Source organism: Dactylosporangium sp. NPDC051485 (assembly GCF_040682015.1).
In the GTDB taxonomy this organism is placed as follows: domain Bacteria; phylum Actinomycetota; class Actinomycetes; order Mycobacteriales; family Micromonosporaceae; genus Dactylosporangium.
In genome coordinates, this window is sequence record NZ_JBFAZW010000027.1 from 78,789 (window position 1) to 95,202 (window position 16,414).

16 protein-coding genes and 1 riboswitch are annotated in these 16,414 nt (G+C 72.0%); of the genes, 12 read left to right on the forward strand and 4 right to left on the reverse strand.

Annotated elements, in window-relative coordinates:
* The first annotated feature begins 86 nt into the window (after window positions 1-86).
* Window positions 87-839: an SDR family oxidoreductase gene (locus AB0M46_RS17975; protein WP_363337227.1), complete on the forward strand. Its 753-nt coding sequence runs from the start codon at window positions 87-89 to the stop codon at window positions 837-839.
* 66 nt (window positions 840-905) lie between these two features.
* On the opposite strand, the gene AB0M46_RS17980 is transcribed toward AB0M46_RS17975, so the two are convergent.
* Both AB0M46_RS17980 and AB0M46_RS17985 read right to left on the reverse strand, forming a co-directional pair.
* Complete coding sequence (locus AB0M46_RS17980; protein ID WP_363337229.1) at window positions 906-1,736, reverse strand: type 1 glutamine amidotransferase; 831 nt, start codon at window positions 1,734-1,736, stop codon at window positions 906-908.
* Between the two features lie 97 nt (window positions 1,737-1,833).
* Window positions 1,834-1,962, reverse strand: a complete 129-nt coding sequence (locus tag AB0M46_RS17985; protein WP_363337231.1) for a hypothetical protein — start codon at window positions 1,960-1,962, stop codon at window positions 1,834-1,836.
* 105 nt (window positions 1,963-2,067) lie between these two features.
* On the opposite strand from AB0M46_RS17985, the gene AB0M46_RS17990 reads away from it, so the two are divergent.
* The gene (locus AB0M46_RS17990) at window positions 2,068-2,547 is read left to right on the forward strand and encodes a class I SAM-dependent methyltransferase (protein ID WP_363337232.1); all 480 of its coding nucleotides are present in this window, start codon (window positions 2,068-2,070) and stop codon (window positions 2,545-2,547) included.
* 5 nt (window positions 2,548-2,552) lie between these two features.
* Entirely contained in the window at window positions 2,553-3,044 is a 492-nt protein-coding gene (locus AB0M46_RS17995) for a DinB family protein (protein ID WP_363337234.1), read from the forward strand.
* Here the strand turns inward: AB0M46_RS17995 and AB0M46_RS18000 are convergent.
* Window positions 3,028-3,312: a hypothetical protein gene (locus tag AB0M46_RS18000; protein WP_363337236.1), complete on the reverse strand. Its 285-nt coding sequence runs from the start codon at window positions 3,310-3,312 to the stop codon at window positions 3,028-3,030. The two genes, AB0M46_RS17995 and AB0M46_RS18000, sit on opposite strands and share 17 nt — an antisense overlap.
* Window positions 3,313-3,329: 17 nt before the next feature.
* Window positions 3,330-3,420, forward strand: a riboswitch (glycine riboswitch).
* A 147-nt stretch (window positions 3,421-3,567) separates the two neighbouring features.
* On the opposite strand from AB0M46_RS18000, the gene gcvH reads away from it, so the two are divergent.
* The 3 genes from gcvH to AB0M46_RS18015 all read left to right on the forward strand — a co-directional run bounded on the left by gcvH (window position 3,568) and on the right by AB0M46_RS18015 (window position 7,510).
* Window positions 3,568-3,930 carry a glycine cleavage system protein GcvH gene (gene gcvH / locus AB0M46_RS18005; protein WP_363337237.1) on the forward strand — a complete coding sequence of 121 codons (363 nt, stop codon included), beginning with the start codon at window positions 3,568-3,570 and terminating at the stop codon, window positions 3,928-3,930.
* Entirely contained in the window at window positions 3,927-5,297 is a 1,371-nt protein-coding gene (locus tag AB0M46_RS18010; protein ID WP_363337239.1) for an L-serine ammonia-lyase, read from the forward strand. Before gcvH ends, AB0M46_RS18010 begins: the two co-directional genes overlap by 4 nt.
* A 77-nt stretch (window positions 5,298-5,374) precedes the next feature.
* The gene (locus tag AB0M46_RS18015; protein WP_363337241.1) at window positions 5,375-7,510 is read left to right on the forward strand and encodes an MMPL family transporter; all 2,136 of its coding nucleotides are present in this window, start codon (window positions 5,375-5,377) and stop codon (window positions 7,508-7,510) included.
* A 24-nt stretch (window positions 7,511-7,534) separates the two neighbouring features.
* Here AB0M46_RS18015 and AB0M46_RS18020 read toward each other — a convergent pair whose 3' ends face one another.
* Window positions 7,535-8,770: an ROK family transcriptional regulator gene (locus tag AB0M46_RS18020; RefSeq protein ID WP_363337243.1), complete on the reverse strand. Its 1,236-nt coding sequence runs from the start codon at window positions 8,768-8,770 to the stop codon at window positions 7,535-7,537.
* A gap of 297 nt (window positions 8,771-9,067) precedes the next feature.
* Between AB0M46_RS18020 and mmsA the strand changes: the two genes are divergently transcribed.
* The 6 genes from mmsA (at window position 9,068) to AB0M46_RS18050 (ending at window position 16,324) form a co-directional block, all read left to right on the forward strand.
* Window positions 9,068-10,615 carry a multiple monosaccharide ABC transporter ATP-binding protein gene (gene mmsA, locus AB0M46_RS18025; protein ID WP_363337245.1) on the forward strand — a complete coding sequence of 516 codons (1,548 nt, stop codon included), beginning with the start codon at window positions 9,068-9,070 and terminating at the stop codon, window positions 10,613-10,615.
* A complete protein-coding gene (mmsB, locus tag AB0M46_RS18030) occupies window positions 10,612-11,910 on the forward strand; it encodes a multiple monosaccharide ABC transporter permease (RefSeq protein WP_363337247.1) in 1,299 nt (432 codons plus the stop codon). Before mmsA ends, mmsB begins: the two co-directional genes overlap by 4 nt.
* 73 nt (window positions 11,911-11,983) lie before the next feature.
* Complete coding sequence (locus AB0M46_RS18035) at window positions 11,984-13,102, forward strand: sugar-binding protein (protein ID WP_363337248.1); 1,119 nt, start codon at window positions 11,984-11,986, stop codon at window positions 13,100-13,102.
* Window positions 13,103-13,181: 79 nt separating this feature from the next.
* Window positions 13,182-14,327, forward strand: a complete 1,146-nt coding sequence (locus tag AB0M46_RS18040; RefSeq protein ID WP_363337250.1) for an ROK family protein — start codon at window positions 13,182-13,184, stop codon at window positions 14,325-14,327.
* Between the two features lie 102 nt (window positions 14,328-14,429).
* Entirely contained in the window at window positions 14,430-14,930 is a 501-nt protein-coding gene (locus AB0M46_RS18045; protein WP_363337252.1) for a SigE family RNA polymerase sigma factor, read from the forward strand.
* Window positions 14,927-16,324 carry a hypothetical protein gene (locus tag AB0M46_RS18050; RefSeq protein WP_363337253.1) on the forward strand — a complete coding sequence of 466 codons (1,398 nt, stop codon included), beginning with the start codon at window positions 14,927-14,929 and terminating at the stop codon, window positions 16,322-16,324. The genes AB0M46_RS18045 and AB0M46_RS18050 overlap by 4 nt, the downstream gene beginning before the upstream one ends.
* Window positions 16,325-16,414: the final 90 nt, after the last annotated feature.

Genomic DNA, 16,414 nt, shown 5'->3' on the forward strand with positions numbered 1-16,414 from the left:
ACGCCACCGATGAGTTCGGGCGGAGGGCGGCGTTACACCTCGCGTCCACGGCACACGGCCGGGGCGACGAGGAGGAGTCAGCAGCGATGAACGTGGTCATCTACGGCGCGGCGGGCAGCATCGGCACGGCGGTCGCGGAGGTCTTCGCGCGACAGGGCGCCACGGTGCACCTGACCGGCCGGACCGCGGCCCCGCTCGAGGCCCTCGCCGAGCGGCTGCGCGCCGCCGGCGGCAAGGCCGAGGCCGCGGTGGTCGACGCGCTGGACGAGGAGGCGGTCGAGGCGCACGCGGCGCGCGTGGGGCGCATCGACGTGTCGCTCAACCTGGTGCCGCGCGGCGACGTGCAGGGCATCCCGCTGGTCGACATGAGCGTGGCCGACCTGACCCGGGCCGTCACCGCCGGGCTCACCGGCAACTTCGTCACCGCCCGAGCCGCCGCCCGCCGGATGGCGGAGCAGGGCGAGGGGCTGATCCTGGCCCTGAACAGCGGCTCGGCGCACAACAGCCCGATGATGGGCAGCACCTGCCCGGCCGACGCGGCGCTGGACGCGCTGGTGCGCAGCCTGGCCATGGAGCTCGGGCCGAGCGGCGTGCGGGTCATGGGCATCTGGGTGGCCGGCATCCCGGAGACGCTCACCATCGAGAAGCTGCGGGCGGTCAACGCCGGCATCGACGAGGGCGCGCTGGCCGGCATCCACGCCCACCTCGACTCGCTGCGCCTGCTGCGCCGCTCGCCGCGGCTGCCCGACATCGCCGAGACGATCGCGTTCCTGGCCTCGCCCGCGGCCCGCGGCATCACCGGCACGTGGGTGAACGCCACCGGGATGTTCGTGAGCTGAGGCCCATGCGGACGAGGATCACCGTCCGGGTGAGGAGCACCTGCCGGCCCCGGCGATCGCGAGCATTCAGAGGACCGGCGCCACGTAGTAGCGCAGCCAGTTGTCCAGCAGGGTGCGCATCCGGGCCCGGATCTCGCGGTCGGCCCAGTCCAGCGACTCCAGGAACGCGGCGTAGTCGACCTCCGACGGGCCGAGCCGGCCCTCGGCGACCAGCTGCGGGCGGCGGACCCGGGCCAGGGCGGCCGTGATGCCCGCGGTCAGCTCCGGGTGGACCTGCAGCGTCCGGGCGGTCGGGCCGATGGCGAGGGCCTCGTTGCGGTACACCTCGCCCCGCGCCAGCTCCGTCACGGGACCGAACTCGCAGGCGGCCGGCGGGTCGTAGACGGCGTCGACGTGCGAGGTGAAGACCTCGAAGGAGTCGGGCAGGCCGTGGAAGAGCGGGTCACGGCGACCGGCCGGGGTGAGGGTGAGCCGCTCGATGCCGAACCGGCGGCCGTGGTGCCCGACCTTGCACACCGCCCCGACGGTCTCCGCCTTGGCCTGGTGCGACCAGCAGATGTGCAGCTCGGGCACCCCGCGGCGCTGGGCCTCGGTGAGGTACTGCTTCACCCGCCGGATCCACGGCAGCTCCTCGTAGGAGGAGTGCCCCGAGCCGCCGCCGATGATGGCGTGGGCGTCGATGGTGTCGGGCAGGGGCTCGCCGTCGGCCACGTTCACCACGTGGATCTGCTCCGGGGCGAGCCGGGTCACCTCGGCGATCCAGTCCCGGTACGGCGTCAGCCCGATGTCCCGGATCGGGTCCCGCTCCTGCATGTTGAGAAACAGCAGCCGGCAGCGCTGCCGCACGTGCAGCGGGCGCCGCGCGGAGCGTTGATCCAGTACGTAGGCCCTCGCCATGCCGCGGAAACTCCTAGTCGCCAGGGATGCAAACCGGCCAATTGTGCCGCGTCGCGTGCCGCTGGCACGTCCGTTCCCGAGATATATCCAATAACAATCAGTCAAGTCCGTCGATGTGAGCACCCCGGTCGCAGCCGGCCACCCGCGCGCTGCCGTCGCCGAGGTCCTCGACCGTGATGCGCGGCAGGCCGCCGCGGGGCGGGCCGCACAGCGAGGGATGGGGCACGCGTTCAACGATCGGGGAGGTGCGGCAAGTCGCCGAGCGGCGAGCCGACCGCGGCGCTGATGCCGGGCGCGGCCAACCGCTGGTACAGCACCGCCATCCGCCGCGGTGTACCGCAGGATCGTCGCCGACGTCGAAGGCGCGCGGCTGCCGCCCGGCGCGCGGATCCTCGACGCCGGCACCGGCCCGGGCCGCGTCCCTCTGGCCCTCGCCGAGGCGCTGCCACAGGCCCGCATCGACGGCGTCGACCTGTCCGCCGCCATGATCGAGGAGGCCCGCCGGGGCGCGGCGGCGCGCGGCCTGGCCGAGCGGGTGACGTTCACCGTCGCCGACGTGGGCGCGCTGCCCTTCGCGGACGCCACGTTCGACCTCATCGTGTCGTCGATGAGCCTGCACCACTGGGCCGAGCCGGCCGGCGTGCGGGAGCTGCGCCGCGTCCTGCGCCCCGGCGGCCGGATGTGGATCTACGACGCCCGCGTCGCGCTGCGCCGCGGCGAGGTGCCCGGCATCCCGTCCCGCCGCGAGCCGGTCCGCACCGGCCGCCTGCCGTTCCGCCTCGTCGGGAGGCTCGTGTTCCAGGTACCGTGACCCGCATGGATCGGTGCGACGAGTGCGGGTTCGAGTACGGGACCGTCGACGCCGGGGCGATCCCGGCCCGGCTCGGCACCTTCGCCGGGCGCTACGCCGCGGCCCTCGCCGCCGTCCCCGACGTGCGCCGCCGGCCGGCCCCGCAGGTGTGGTCGCCGCTGGAGTACACCTGCCACCTGCGCGACGTGCTCGCCGTGCAACGGGAGCGCATCGAGCTGGCCCTGCGGGCCGACGCCCCCGAGTTCGCGACGATGGGCCGGGACGAGCTCGTGGTGACCCGCGCGTACAACGCCCAGGACCCTTCCGCCGTGCTCGCCGACCTGGCCGCGAACGCCGAACGGCTCGCGGCCGCCTTCGGCGCGCTCGACGCCGCCGCGCTGGCCCGGGTCGGCTCCTACCCGTGGCCAGAGCCGGTCGAGCGCACCCTGCTGTGGCTCGGCCAGCACACCGTCCACGAGGGCGAGCACCACCTCATGGACATCACCCGCACGGCCTGAGCACCCCGGCCCGTTCGCGCTGCCTGGGCCAGCGCCGCAATGGCAGGCTCGCCCGCGGCGTCACCGGGTCGCCCTCGCCCTGGCCGAGGAGCGGGACGCCGAGCACCCCGCCCACCACGCGGCCGGCGCGCTCGCCGGCGCCGCCTGCGGGCGGACCCAGGGCGGCGTGCGCTACGCCCTGCCCGAGCCAAACCCGCGCCCCGGGAGCTGCGTCGAGGGCCCCGGGCTTGACCCGCCCGGCAACGTCCCCGTACGGTCGCAGCGACAACTCCACATCACGCCGAACAAACCGCGGCGGGAGAGTCCCCATTCGCTGGGGCGCCGAAGGAGCAACTCTCCCCGGGAATCTCTCAGGCCCACGTACCGCCGCGGCCAGGCGACTCTGAAAAGCCGGGACGCCGCGTCCCGCGCCCACGGTGCAAACCGCCGCCCGCCTCACCCGAGGCCGGGCCGGCCGGTGAAGCTCTCAGGCATTCGATGACAGAGCGGGGAGGCCACCCGTCATCGACCAGGGGAGCCTCTCGTGACCGTGCCACCGAACCTGCAGTACACCCGCGACCACGAATGGATCGCGGACCTCAGCACCGTCGGGATCACCCGCTTCGCCGCCGACGCCCTCGGCGACATCGTCTACCTGGACCTGCCCGAGCCCGGCCGCGAGGTGCGGGCCGGCGAGCCGTGCGGCGAGATCGAGTCCACCAAGTCCGTGAGCGACCTGCTGGCCCCCGCCGACGGCGTGGTCGAGGAGGTCAACCCGGCCGTCGCCGCCGACCCGGCCCTGATCAACGAGGACCCGTACGCCAACTGGCTCTTCCGCATGCGCGTCACCGGCGCGGCCGACCTCCTCGACATCGAGGCGTACACGGCCCTGATCGGGTCGCAGTGACGACACTCAGCGCCTTCGACCTGTACTCCGTCGGCATCGGCCCGTCCTCCTCCCACACCGTCGGGCCGATGCGCGCGGCCCGGCGCTTCGTCACCCGCCTGCAGGACGACGGCCTGCTCCCCCGGGTGGCCCGGATCAAGGCCGAGCTGTTCGGTTCCCTGGGCGCCACGGGCCACGGCCACGGCTCCGCCCCCGCGGTGATCCTGGGCCTGGAGGGCGCCGATCCCTCCACAGTGGACACCGACGCGGCACCGGGCCGGGTCCGCGCGGTCCGCGAGACGGGCCGGCTCGAACTGCTCGGCGGCGCCCACGCGGTCGCCTTCGACGTCGACGCCGATCTGGTCCTGCACCGCCGCCGCAGCCTCCCCGAGCACCCCAACGGCATGCGCTTCCACGCCTGGGCGGCGGACGGCTCCCCCGTGGCCGAGCGCACCTACTTCTCCGTCGGCGGCGGGTTTGTGGTCGGCCCCGATGGCGCGCCCACCCCGGCCGAGGACCCGGTGAAGTTCCCCTTCACCACCGGCGCCGAGCTGCTCGCCCACGCCACCACCGAGGGCCTGCGGGTCAGCGACGTCATGCTGCTCAACGAGCAGTCCTGGCGCCCCGAGCCGGCGATCCGGGCCGACCTGCTGCACATCTGGTCGGTCATGCAGGAGTGCGTCACCCGCGGCTGCACCCGCCCGGACGGCGTCCTGCCGGGCGGGCTGAAGGTCCGCCGCCGCGCCCCGGCCCTCCACGCGGACCTGTCCGCGGCCCCGGATGCCGCCGACCCGCTGCACGTCCTGGACTGGGTCAACCTCTACGCCCTCGCCGTCAACGAGGAGAACGCCTCCGGCGGCCGGGTCGTCACCGCCCCCACGAACGGCGCCGCCGGCATCATTCCCGCCGTGCTGCACTACTACGCGCGCTTCGTCCCGGGCGCCGACGACGACGGCGTGGTCCGCTTCCTGCTGACCGCCGCCGCGGTCGGCCTGATCATCAAGGGCAATGCCTCGATCTCGGGCGCCGAGGTGGGCTGCCAGGGCGAGGTGGGCTCGGCGTGCGCCATGGCGGCGGCCGGCCTGTGCGAGGTCCTGGGCGGCACCCCGGCCCAGGTGGAGAACGCGGCCGAGATCGGCCTGGAGCACAATCTGGGGCTCACCTGCGACCCGGTCGGCGGCCTGGTCCAGATCCCCTGCATCGAGCGCAACGCCATCGCCAGCGTCAAGGCCATCAACGCCGCCCGCCTGGCGCTCAACGGCGACGGCGCCCACCACGTCACCCTGGACAAGGCGGTCAAGACCATGCGCGAGACCGGCCGCGACATGTCGGTCAAGTACAAGGAGACGGCGCGCGGGGGCCTGGCGGTCACCGTCATCGAGTGCTGAAAGTTCACTGTCCAGTTGTCAACGAGGCCAGGGTAACGCCGGGGTACGACAGAACATGAGCGGCTACGATCCGACCCGTGGTCGCCAACGTTGGACGGTTCTGCTTCCGGCACCGATGGATGATCGTCGGCATCTGGGTGGTCGTCGTCGCGCTCGGCGCCCTGACGTTCGGCCCGGTGTTCAGCGCGATCGCGGACGCCAGCAACCCCAGGCACGTCGAGGCGATCGACGGGCTGGACGCCGTCGCGGACGGCAATGATTCCAGCGGTACCGTCATCGGGCTCGTCGACAACGTCGACCCGGACGCCGCCGCGGTCCGCACCGCGATCACGGCGGCGGCCGGCGACCTCGCGCAGGTCGCCGGCGTGCGCCAGGTCGCGACCCCCTACTCGGTGCCCGCCGCGCAGGCTCCCGCCTACGTCGCCACCGACCGCCACGGCCTGCTCGTCGTCGTCACGCTGGGCAACCTGGAGAGGCCGGAGCGGGACCGGGCCGTCGACGAGGTGCGGACCCGCCTGCACGCCATACCGGGCGCGCAGGTCGGCGGCAACCCGGCCCTCAACGCCGAGGTCCGCGCGGCCCAGAAGGCCGACCTCGGCCGGGCCGAGCTCATCTCCCTGCCGCTCACGCTGATCGTGCTCGTCTTCGTCTTCGGCGGCCTGGTCGCGGCCGGCCTGCCGGTGCTCGCCGCGGTCGTGTCGGTGGCCGCCGCGATGCCCCTGCTGTGGGTGTTCTCGAAGGTCACCGACCTGGACCAGAACGTGGTCACCGTCGTGACGCTGCTCGGCCTCGGCCTGTCCATCGACTACGGCCTGCTGCTCGTGGCCCGCTACCGCGAGGAGGTCGCCGCCGGCTTCGCGCCACAGGAGGCGGTCGGGCGCGCCTGGGCCACCGCCGGCCGCACGATCTTCTTCAGCGCGCTGACGGTGGCCGCCGCCCTGTCCGGCCTGATGATGTTCTCCGTCCACCAGCTCGGCGCGCTCGGCGCCGGGGGCGTGTCGATCGCCGTCGTGGCCATGCTGGCCGCGCTCACCTTCACCGGCGCGCTGATCGGCCTGCTGCACAAGCGGATCCGCCCGTCGAAACGGAACGCGAGCAGCGATCGCGGCTTCTTCGCCGCGCTCTCGACTCAGGTGCAGAAGCGCCCGGTGCTCATCGCCGTGGGCACCTCCGCGCTGCTGCTGGCGGCCGGCTCGCCGCTGCTGGGCGCCACGATCAAGCTGCCGCGGCTGGACGGCGTGCCGCGCAGCGTCGAGTCGGCCCGGGTCGCCGACGGGCTGGCGGCCCGCTTCGGGCGGGCGTACCGGCCGGTGGTCACCGTCGTGGCCCGCACCGACGCGGCCGGCCTGGACAGCTACGCGGCGCGCTGGGCCAGGGACCCGGCGGTGGCGGGCGTGCAGCCGGCCAGGCCGGCGGGCCCGGGGGTGGCCACCGTCGACATCGTGCTGCGCGGCGGGCCGCAGGACGACGCGGCGCAGGGCCTCGTCCACCGGCTGCGGGCCGACCGGCCGGCCGGGGTGCAGTCGTGGGTGGTCGGCGACGCGGCCACGCTCATCGACCTGGTCGGGCTGATCACCGACGACCTGCCGGCGGCCGTGACGGTCACGCTGGTCGCGATGGTGCTGCTGCTGTTCGCGATGACGGGCTCACTCGTCGTACCCGTGAAGGCCATCTTGGCCAACGTGGTCTCCCTCGGCGCCACGTTCGGTGTGATGGTGGCCGTGTTCGAGCACGGCTGGGGATCCGGGGTCCTGCACACGCTCACCGTCGGCGGGCTGGACCCGTTCGTGACGGTCATCGTGTTCGCCTTCGCGTTCGGGCTCTCCATGGACTACGAGGTCTTCCTGCTCGGGCGGATCAAGGAGTACGTCGAACGCGGCGACGACACCGACGCCGCCGTGCGCCGCGGCCTGCAGCACACCGGCCGGATCATCACGTCGGCCGCGCTGCTGATGGTCGTGGTGTTCGGCTGCTTCGCCGCCGCCGACCTGGGCACGATCGAGCAGGTCGGGGTCGGACTGCTCACCGCCGTGGTGATCGACGCGACGGTGGTGCGCTGCCTGCTCGTGCCGGCCACGATGACCCTGCTGGGCCGCTGGAACTGGTGGGCGCCCGGCCCGCTGCGCCGCCTGCACACCCGCATCGGCCTGCGCGAACAGGTGCTGGACGAGCCCCCGGCGGCACCCGCCCCGGAGCCGGTGGCGATCGATTAGGGCGGCGGCCCTCCGCCGCTTGCCTCAGCCGGCCAGCAACGACGAGACCTGCGGCGAGAACGTCGAGTGCAGCACCAGCGTCGCGCCCCCCACCGCCGCCGCGTCGTCGCCCAGCGGTGACAGCGCCACGTCCACCTGCCGGATCCGCCGCGCGATGGCCCGCTCCCCGAGCGCCCGCGTCACCGCCTCCCGGAAGTGCGACTCCACGTGCCGGATCCCGTGCCCGCCCAGGATGATCAGCTCCACATCGACGATGTTCACCACATTCACGGCCACCGTCGCGAGGTGCTCGGCGGCCCTCCCGATCACCTCCACGGCGAGCGCGTCGCCCGCCGCCGCGGCCCGGCACAGGGCCGTATGGTCCACAGTGGACGGACCTCGGCGGAAGGCCTTCGCGAGAGCGCTCTCACGACCGGCAGCCAAAAGCCGGTGGGCGTCGGCCACGAGCGCGGCGGGATTGATCAAGCTCTCGAGGCAGCCCCGATTGCCGCAGTAGCAGGAAGGACCACTCTGCGTAACCGACGTATGGCCGAACTCGGCGGCATTCATGGAGCCGCCCCGATGGACCTGATGGCCGAGCACCAGGCCGCCGCCGACGCCGGTGCCCAGGAAGAAGTACGCGAAGTTGGCCACCCCGCGCCCGGCGCCCGCCCAGCGCTCGCCGATCGCCGCGGCCGTCGCGTCGTTGTCCAGCGTGACCGGCAGGCCGGTGGCGTTGGCGACCATCTGCTTGAGCGGCACCCGGGTCCAGTCCGACAGCTGCGGCGGCGAGATGACCTCGCCGAGCGACTGATCGATCGGGCCGGGAGTGGCCAGCCCGACGCCGAGCACCCTGTCCCGCCCCACGCCGGCCTCGGCCAGGACCTCGTCGACCAGGGCCGCCATCGCCGCCGTGACCTCGGCCGGGTCGATGGCGGAGGGGGTCGGGCGGCGGGCCGTGACCAGCGGCCGGCCCAGCAGGTCGACCACCACGCAGGCCAGCCCGGCCGGGTCGAAGTGCAGGCCCACGGCCCGGCCGGCGTCGGCGTTGATGCGCAGCACCGTGCGCGGCTTGCCGCCGCTGGACGAGCGCGCGCCGTCCTCGCGGACGATCCCCTCGTCGATCAGCCGCCGCACGATGCCCGACACCGTCTGCGGGGTCAGGCCGGTGAGCTCGGCGATCTCGACGCGACTGGTTCCGTCGGCGAGCTGGATCTGGTCGAGCACCACCGCGCGGTTGTATTGCCCGACCTTGGGGAGATTTGTCCCGACTTGCCGCACCCAGCCTCCCACCTACGTACCGTTACCTACATGATGCCCCCTGGCGTTGACTTAGTAAAGCAATTGGATTTAGAGTCCGACACGCGCAGCAAACATCCCGGACATATGAGAGCGCTTCCCCGGGAGCTGCGTCGACCGCCCAGGCACTAGATCATTGCCGGATTGTTACCAAGAAACGACGGTCGGGACTGGGCAGGATCGCCACACTGGAATAAGTTGGTCGTCACAACAAAACGTCTGGCGGCAACGCAACGCCCTCGGAGGCAACATGATGTCGGTGACAAGGCGGCTCACGTCATGAGCACCGCACCGATCCTGCTCGAGATGCGGTCCATCACCAAGGAGTTCCCCGGCGTCAAGGCCCTCAGCGACGTCAACCTGGTGGTGCGGCAGGGCGAGATCCACGCGATCTGCGGGGAGAACGGCGCGGGCAAGTCGACGCTGATGAAGGTCCTCAGCGGCGTCTACCCGTACGGGTCATACAGTGGCCAGATCTTCTACCAGGGCTCCGAGAGCCGCTTCGGCGACATCCGGGCCAGCGAGAAGGCCGGCATCGTGATCATCCACCAGGAGCTCGCCCTGGTGCCGCACATGTCGATCACGGAGAACCTGTTCCTCGGCAACGAGCCGAGGCGCAACGGCGCCTACGACTGGAAGGGCGCCAACCGCAAGGCGAGCGAGCTGCTGGCCCAGGTCGGCCTGCGCGACGACCCCGACACCCTGATCAAGGACATCGGCGTCGGCAAGCAGCAGCTGGTCGAGATCGCCAAGGCGTTCGCCAAGGACGTCAAGCTGCTCATCCTTGACGAGCCGACCGCCGCGCTCAACGAGAACGACTCCCGCCACCTGCTCGACCTGCTGCGCGAGTTCAAGCGGCAGGGCGTCACCTCGATCATGATCTCGCACAAGCTCAACGAGATCGAGGACATCGCCGACTCGATCACGATCCTGCGCGACGGCAAGACGGTGGAGACCCTCGTGGTCGGCGCCGAGGACGTCAACGAGGACCGGATCGTGCGCGGGATGGTCGGCCGCGACCTGGAGAGCCGCTTCCCCGACCACACCCCGAAGATCGGCGAGGTCTTCTTCGAGGTGCGCGACTGGACGGTGCGCCACCCGATCTCGGCCGAGCGCCTGGTCTGCAAGCACTCCAACTTCAACGTCCGCCGGGGCGAGATCGTGGGCTTCGCCGGTCTCATGGGCGCCGGGCGCACCGAGCTGGCGATGAGCCTGTTCGGCCGCTCCTACGGCGTCTATGTCTCCGGTCAGATCTTCAAGGACGGGCAGGAGATTCAGCTCAAGTCCGTCGCCGACGCCATCAAGCACGGCTTGGCGTACGTCAGCGAGGACCGCAAGGCGATCGGCCTCAACCTGCTCGACGACATCAAGACCTCGATGGTCGCCGCGAAGCTGTCGAAGATCACGCGCAACGGCGTCGTCAACCAGGTCGAGGAGCACAAGGTCGCCGAGGAGTACCGCCAGCTACTGCGGGTCAAGGCTCCGACCGTCGACGAGGGCGTCAACAAGCTCTCCGGCGGCAACCAGCAGAAGGTCGTCCTGGCCAAGTGGATGTTCACGGACCCCGATCTGCTGATCCTCGACGAGCCGACGCGCGGCATCGACGTCGGCGCGAAGTACGAGATCTACGGCATCATCCAGAAGCTCGCCGACGAGGGTAAGGGCGTCATCGTCATCTCCTCGGAGCTCCCCGAGCTGCTGGGCCTGTGCGATCGCATTTACACGGTGTTCGAAGGCAACATCACTGGTGAGGTCCCGCGCGCGGAGGCCAACCCGGAACTCCTCATGAAGCAGATGACCTCTACGAAGAAGATGCTGACGCGATGAGCCGATTCAAAGACTTGCAGAAGAACCTCTTCGGGGGCACCACCTCCAACGCCCGCCAGTTCAGCATGATCTTCACGCTCGTGGCGATCATCGTCTTCTTCCAGGTGTGGACCGACGGGCTGACGCTGAACTCGACCAACCTGATCGCCCTGACCCAGCAGTACGCCTACATCTCGGTGCTGTCGGTGGGCATGCTCATGGTCATCGTGGCCGGCCACATCGACCTCTCCGTCGGGTCGGTCGCCGCGTTCACGGGCATCATCGTCGCCAAGACGATGCGGGACTGGGACCTTCCCTGGGAGGTCGGCATCCTGGTCGGCCTGGTCGTCGGCGCGATCATCGGTGCCTGGCAGGGCTTCTGGGTCGCCTACATCGGGGTCCCGGCGTTCATCGTCACGCTGGCCGGCATGCTGCTCTTCCGCGGCGGCAACCAGTTCATCGGCGACGCCGAGACCATCCCGGTGCCCGATGGCTTCAAGAACATCGGCGCGGGCTACCTCAGCGAGTGGGGCCCGAACACCGGCTACAACAACTCCACGCTGGTGCTCGGGTTGGTCGCCTGTCTCGCCGTGATCTGGCGTGAGCTGCGGGCCCGCAAGACCCGCCGCGACATGGGCGCGGAGCCGGTCCCGGTCTGGATCACCGTGCTGCGCCTGGGCATCATGCTCGCCGTCATCGTCTTCGCCACGCTGCGCTTCGCCGGTGGCCGCGTCGGCACCAGCTTCCCGATCTCGGGCTGCATCCTGGCCGCGCTGGTCATCCTGTACTCCTTCTACACCCGCAACACCGCGGGCGGCCGGCACATCTACGCGGTCGGCGGCAACGCCCGCGCCGCGGAGCTCTCCGGCGTGAAGCTGCGGCGGGTCAACTTCCTCGTCATGATGAACATGTCGATCCTGGCCGCGCTGGCCGGCATGATCTTCGTGGCCCGCTCCGGCGCCTCCGGCCCGCAGGACGGCCTGAGCTGGGAGCTCGACGCGATCGCGGCCGTGTTCGTCGGCGGCGCCGCGGTCTCCGGCGGCATCGGCACCGTGTCCGGCGCCATCGTCGGTGGCCTGGTCATGGCCGTGCTCAACAACGGCCTGCAGCTCAAGGGCATCGGCACCGACACCCAGCAGATCGTCAAGGGATTCTTCCTCCTCGCCGCCGTCGCGCTGGATGTCTACAACAAGAGCCAGGGTCGGTTCTCGATCATCGGATCGATAACGAAGCCCTTCCGCCGGCAGGAACCCACCCCGCCGGACGCAGCGAACCAAGCCGGACAGGAATCGATCAAGACCCCGGTCGCCGGCTGATCCACCCCGCCGCTACCGCGGCAGACGCCCCCTTATTCCCCGTAACATCCCGAAAGAAAGGGCTTTCCTAGCCATGCGCAAGTTCCTCACCCGGAGCCTCGCGGTCAGCGCTGTCGCGCTGGTTGCGCTGAGCGCCGCCGCGTGCGGTGGCAGCGACCGCGACGCCTCCAGCAACCCGTCGGGCGGCGCGCCCGCCAAGGGCTTCGCCAAGGACGCGCTCATCGGCGTCGCCCTGCCGTCGAAGACCTCGGAGAACTGGGTCCTCGCCGGTGACCTGTTCACCAACGGCCTCAAGGACGCCGGGTTCAAGTCCGACGTGCAGTACGCCGGCGCCTCGACCACGGTCGCGGACCAGCAGGCGCAGATCGCGTCCATGATCACCAAGGGCGCGAAGGTCATCGTCATCGGCGCGACCGACGCCGCGCAGCTGGGCACCCAGGTCAAGCAGGCCAAGGACGCCGGCGCGGTGGTCATCGCCTACGACCGGCTCATCACCGGCACCAAGGACCTCGACTACTACGTCGCGTTCGACAACTTCAAGGTCGGCCAGCTGCAGGGCCAGGCCCTGCTGGACGGCTTGAAGGCCAAGAAGGCGACCGGCCCCTGGACCATCGAGCTGTTCTCCGGCTCGCCGGACGACAACAACGCCGGTGTCTTCTTCAAGGGCGCGATGGACGTGCTCCAGCCGGCCATCGACAAGGGCGACCTCATCGTCGGCTCCGGCCAGAAGGACGTCAAGCAGACCGCCATCCAGGGCTGGAAGGCCGAGGGTGCGCAGTCCCGCATGGACTCGATCATGACCTCGACCTACGCCGCGGGCGGCAAGACGCTGGACGGCGTGCTGTCCCCGAACGACACCCTGGCCCGCGCGATCATCACCTCGGTGAAGGCCGCCGGCAAGCCGGTCCCGGTCGTCACCGGCCAGGACTCCGAGGTTGAGTCGGTCAAGAGCATCATGAACGGCGAGCAGTACTCCACGATCAACAAGGACACCCGCAAGCTGGTCGCCCAGACCATCAAGATGGTCCAGGCCCTGCAGACCGGTGGCGAGCCGGAGATCAACGACACCAAGTCGTACGACAACCAGGCCAAGATCGTCCCGTCGTACCTGCTGGCTCCGGTCATCGTGACCAAGGCGAACGCCGCCGAGGCCTACGCCAACGACCCGAAGCTCGCCCCGCTCACCAAGTAACACACCCGGCACCGACGTCGTGGGTCCCCGGAGCTGCTTTCCGGGGACCCACGATCGTTTCGAGGCGAAGGGACCGCACGTGTCCACCAGCCCACAGGAGTCGGTGCGCAGGCAGAACCTCGGGGCCCTGCTGCGCTACGTCCACGTCCGCGGCGCGACGTCCCGCGCCGAGCTGACCGTCCGGCTCGGCCTCAATCGCAGCACCATCGGCGCCCTCACCGCCGATCTGGCCACCGCGGGCCTCATCGACGAAGGTGTACCGCAGGAGACCGGCCGCGCCGGCCGGCCCTCGATCGTGGTGCGTCCGCGGTCGTCGCGCGTGTACGGGTACGCCCTCAGTCTCGAAGTCGAACGCCTCCGGGCCGCCCGCATCGGACTGGGTGGCAAGGTGCTCGACGCCCGCGCCGCCGAGCGCCCGCCCGGCGCCGGGCCCGCTCCCGCCGTGGCCGCCCTGGCCGCGCTCGTCGCCGACATGCGCCGCTCCGCCCCCGCCGACGGGGTGGACGTCGGCTGCGGCGTCGCCGTCTCCGCCGCCGTGCGACACCACCTGGGCTGGACCGACGCCGCGCTGGAGCCGGCCCTGGCCGCCGCTCTCGGCGCCCCTCCCCCGTTCCTCGGCGGCAGCGCCGACCTGGCCGCCCTGGCCGAGCACACCCGCGGCGCCGCGACCGGCGCCGACAACGTCGTCTACCTGCACGGCGACGCCGGCATCAGCGCGGGCATCATCGCCGGCGGCCGCCGCATCAACGGCTACGGCGGCCACGGCGGTGAGGTCGGCCACATGGTCGTCAACCCGAGCGGCCGGCTGTGCGGCTGCGGCTCGCGCGGCTGCTGGGAGACCGAGATCGGCGAGCGCCCCCTGCTCCACCTGGCCGGCCGCCCGGTGCCGACCCCGGGCGCCGCCGTGGTCACCGCCGTCGAGCACGCCCGCGCCGGCGACCCCGACGCCCTGGCCGCCGTGGCCCACGCCGCCGACTGGCTCGGCTTCGGCGTGGCCAACCTGGTCAACATCTTCAACCCGACGGTGGTCGTCTTCGGCGGCACGCTGCGGGAGCTGTACCTCGCCGCCCCCGCCCAGATCCACCGGCGCCTCGAGTCGATGGCGCTGGCGGCCTGCCGCGACCACGTGACGCTGCACACCCCGGACCTGGGCGACGACGCCCCGTTGGTCGGCGCCGCCGAGCTCGCCTTCGAGAGCCTCCTGGCCGACCCCCTGTCCCGCTGACCGCGGCCGGCAGACGGCACCGCAAAAGTCCGCTGCGGCTCGCAACCTTTGCCGGGGAGGGTGCGTGCATGCTGTGACGGCCTTCGGCGAAGGGGCGGTGGCGTGCCGGGTGAGGGGTTCGAGCAGTTCGTGCGGGTGCGGTACGCAGAGCTGCTGCACACCGCATACCTGCTGACCGGGTCGGTGGGGGCGGCGGAGGATCTCGTGCAGGCCTGCCTGCTCAAGATCATGCCGCGGTTCGAGCGGATCGCGGAGCCGATGCCGTACCTGCGGCGGGCGATGGTGAACCAGCGGACGAGCTGGTGGCGGGCGGTGCGGCGGGAGATGCTCAGCGCCTCGCCGCCGGAGCCCGGCGCCGACCTCGAGCGCGGGGACCCGGCGTGGGAGTTCACCGAGCGCACGGCGCTCGTGGCGGAGCTGTCGCGGCTGCCGGAGCGGATGCAGGCGGTGCTCGTGCTGCGGTACTGGGAGGGCCTGTCCGAGGCCGAGACGGCCGACGCGCTCGGGTGCTCGGTCGGGACGGTGAAGAGCCAGGCGTCGCGCGGGCTGGGACGGCTGCGAACGCTGCTGGAGGCGGCCGACACGCAGAGGAGCGGACGATGAGCACGCTGGAGGAGCGCCTCCGCGAGGAGATGGCGCGCTCGGTCGCCGCGGTCCGGCCCGCCCCCGACCCGTACGGGCGGCTGCTGCGCCGGCGCCGCCGTCGGGGCTGGCGATGGGGCGGGCTGGGGCTCGGTGCGGCGGTCGTGGCCGCGCTCCTCGGCGCGCAGGGGCTGGTCGCGCCGGCCGGGCCGGGGCCGCGGCCCGCGCCCCAGCGGACGGGCTCGACGCAGCAGCAGCGCGACGTGCCGCTCACCGAGTGGACCCGGTCGCTGCTCGCGGCGCCGACCCGGGGCGACGCGGCGGCGGCCGGGGCGATCCGCGAGGCCCTGGACAAGGACCGGGCGCGGCGCAACGTGAAGCCCGAGCTCGACCAGATCAAGGTGCTGTACGTCGTGGACGTCGGCGGCGACCGGGTGTTCGGCGCGGCCTACTACGGCGCGGGTCGCGGGCTGTTCGTCCACGCGGCCGCGCCGCAGGGCACCAGCGCCGACGAGCTCGTGCACGGGCCCGACGGCGACCCGTACGGCTGGGCGGGCGGCGGGGGCGCGCTCGATCCGTTCTCGTTCGGCGGTGCCATGACGCGGTACACGGTCGCGCTGGCGCCGCCCGGGTGCCTGGCGCAAGGGTCGGTGGCGAGCAAGGTGGGGCCCGACAGCGCACTGCAGATCACGTGGGGTGCAGCTGCCGAGTTCGTGGTCGACCCGGCCCCGGCGTGGAACCGCTGGTGGCGGGTCACATGCGACGGGAGGGTGCGGCAGCTCGGCTACGAGGGAACCCTCGACGGGCCGCGGAAGAAGACGAGCCCGCCGCCGGCCGAGCGCGGCACGGCGGACCCGGACATGGTCAAGGAGCTGCTGTGGTCGTGGCCGTCCATCGCCGGGCTCGACGTGGTGCGCAAACGGGTCCTGTGGGGCGGCACGCCACCCGGTGAGACGCGCCCGACCGTCGTCGGGCTGGGCGAGCTGGCGGACGGGTCGGTGTACGTCTGCGAGGTCACCGGCAAGGGCGACGCCCAGCCGGTCACGCAGCTGCCGCCGGCGCAGGACCCGGCGCTGCCGAAGGACTTCCCGACGAAGGCCTGGATAACGGTGGCGGTGGCGCCGTCGGCCGGACTGGTGGCGGTACGACTGCCGGACGAAACCCGGATCGGGTTCTCCGATCGGCTGCTCGTCATCGGGCCCCCGGAGGCCGTGCAGCTGCGCGTCTCCGGCCAGACGAACGAGCTCGTGGCCCTCACCGGCGGCGTCGGGGTCATCGTCGCCCCGGTGCCGGCCAGGATCGGGCTGTCCGCGGTGGACGGCTCGGGCCGGGACCTGGCCAGGCTGACGGTCGTCGAGCCGGGCGGGTCGAGTTCGTTCCTGCTCGGGCTCGGGTCGATGCACGACTGGACCTAGGTGACTGGTGCTAAACGCGGGCTGATTGGTGACGCCGGTCAGCCCGCGTTTGTTGTTGGGGCGAGGTCGGGTTCGGGAGGTGCGCGCGGA

Excerpts from the sequence above, each read along its gene's own strand:
- AB0M46_RS17975 (WP_363337227.1), top strand. The coding sequence starts at position 87 with ATGAACGTGGTCATCTACGGCGCGGCGGGCAGCATCGGCACGGCGGTC.
- AB0M46_RS17980 (WP_363337229.1), bottom strand. The coding sequence starts at position 1,736 with ATGGCGAGGGCCTACGTACTGGATCAACGCTCCGCGCGGCGCCCGCTG.
- AB0M46_RS17995 (WP_363337234.1), top strand. The coding sequence starts at position 2,553 with ATGGATCGGTGCGACGAGTGCGGGTTCGAGTACGGGACCGTCGACGCC.
- mmsA (WP_363337245.1), top strand. The coding sequence starts at position 9,068 with ATGAGCACCGCACCGATCCTGCTCGAGATGCGGTCCATCACCAAGGAG.
- mmsB (WP_363337247.1), top strand. The coding sequence starts at position 10,612 with ATGAGCCGATTCAAAGACTTGCAGAAGAACCTCTTCGGGGGCACCACC.
- AB0M46_RS18035 (WP_363337248.1), top strand. The coding sequence starts at position 11,984 with ATGCGCAAGTTCCTCACCCGGAGCCTCGCGGTCAGCGCTGTCGCGCTG.
- AB0M46_RS18050 (WP_363337253.1), top strand. The coding sequence starts at position 14,927 with ATGAGCACGCTGGAGGAGCGCCTCCGCGAGGAGATGGCGCGCTCGGTC.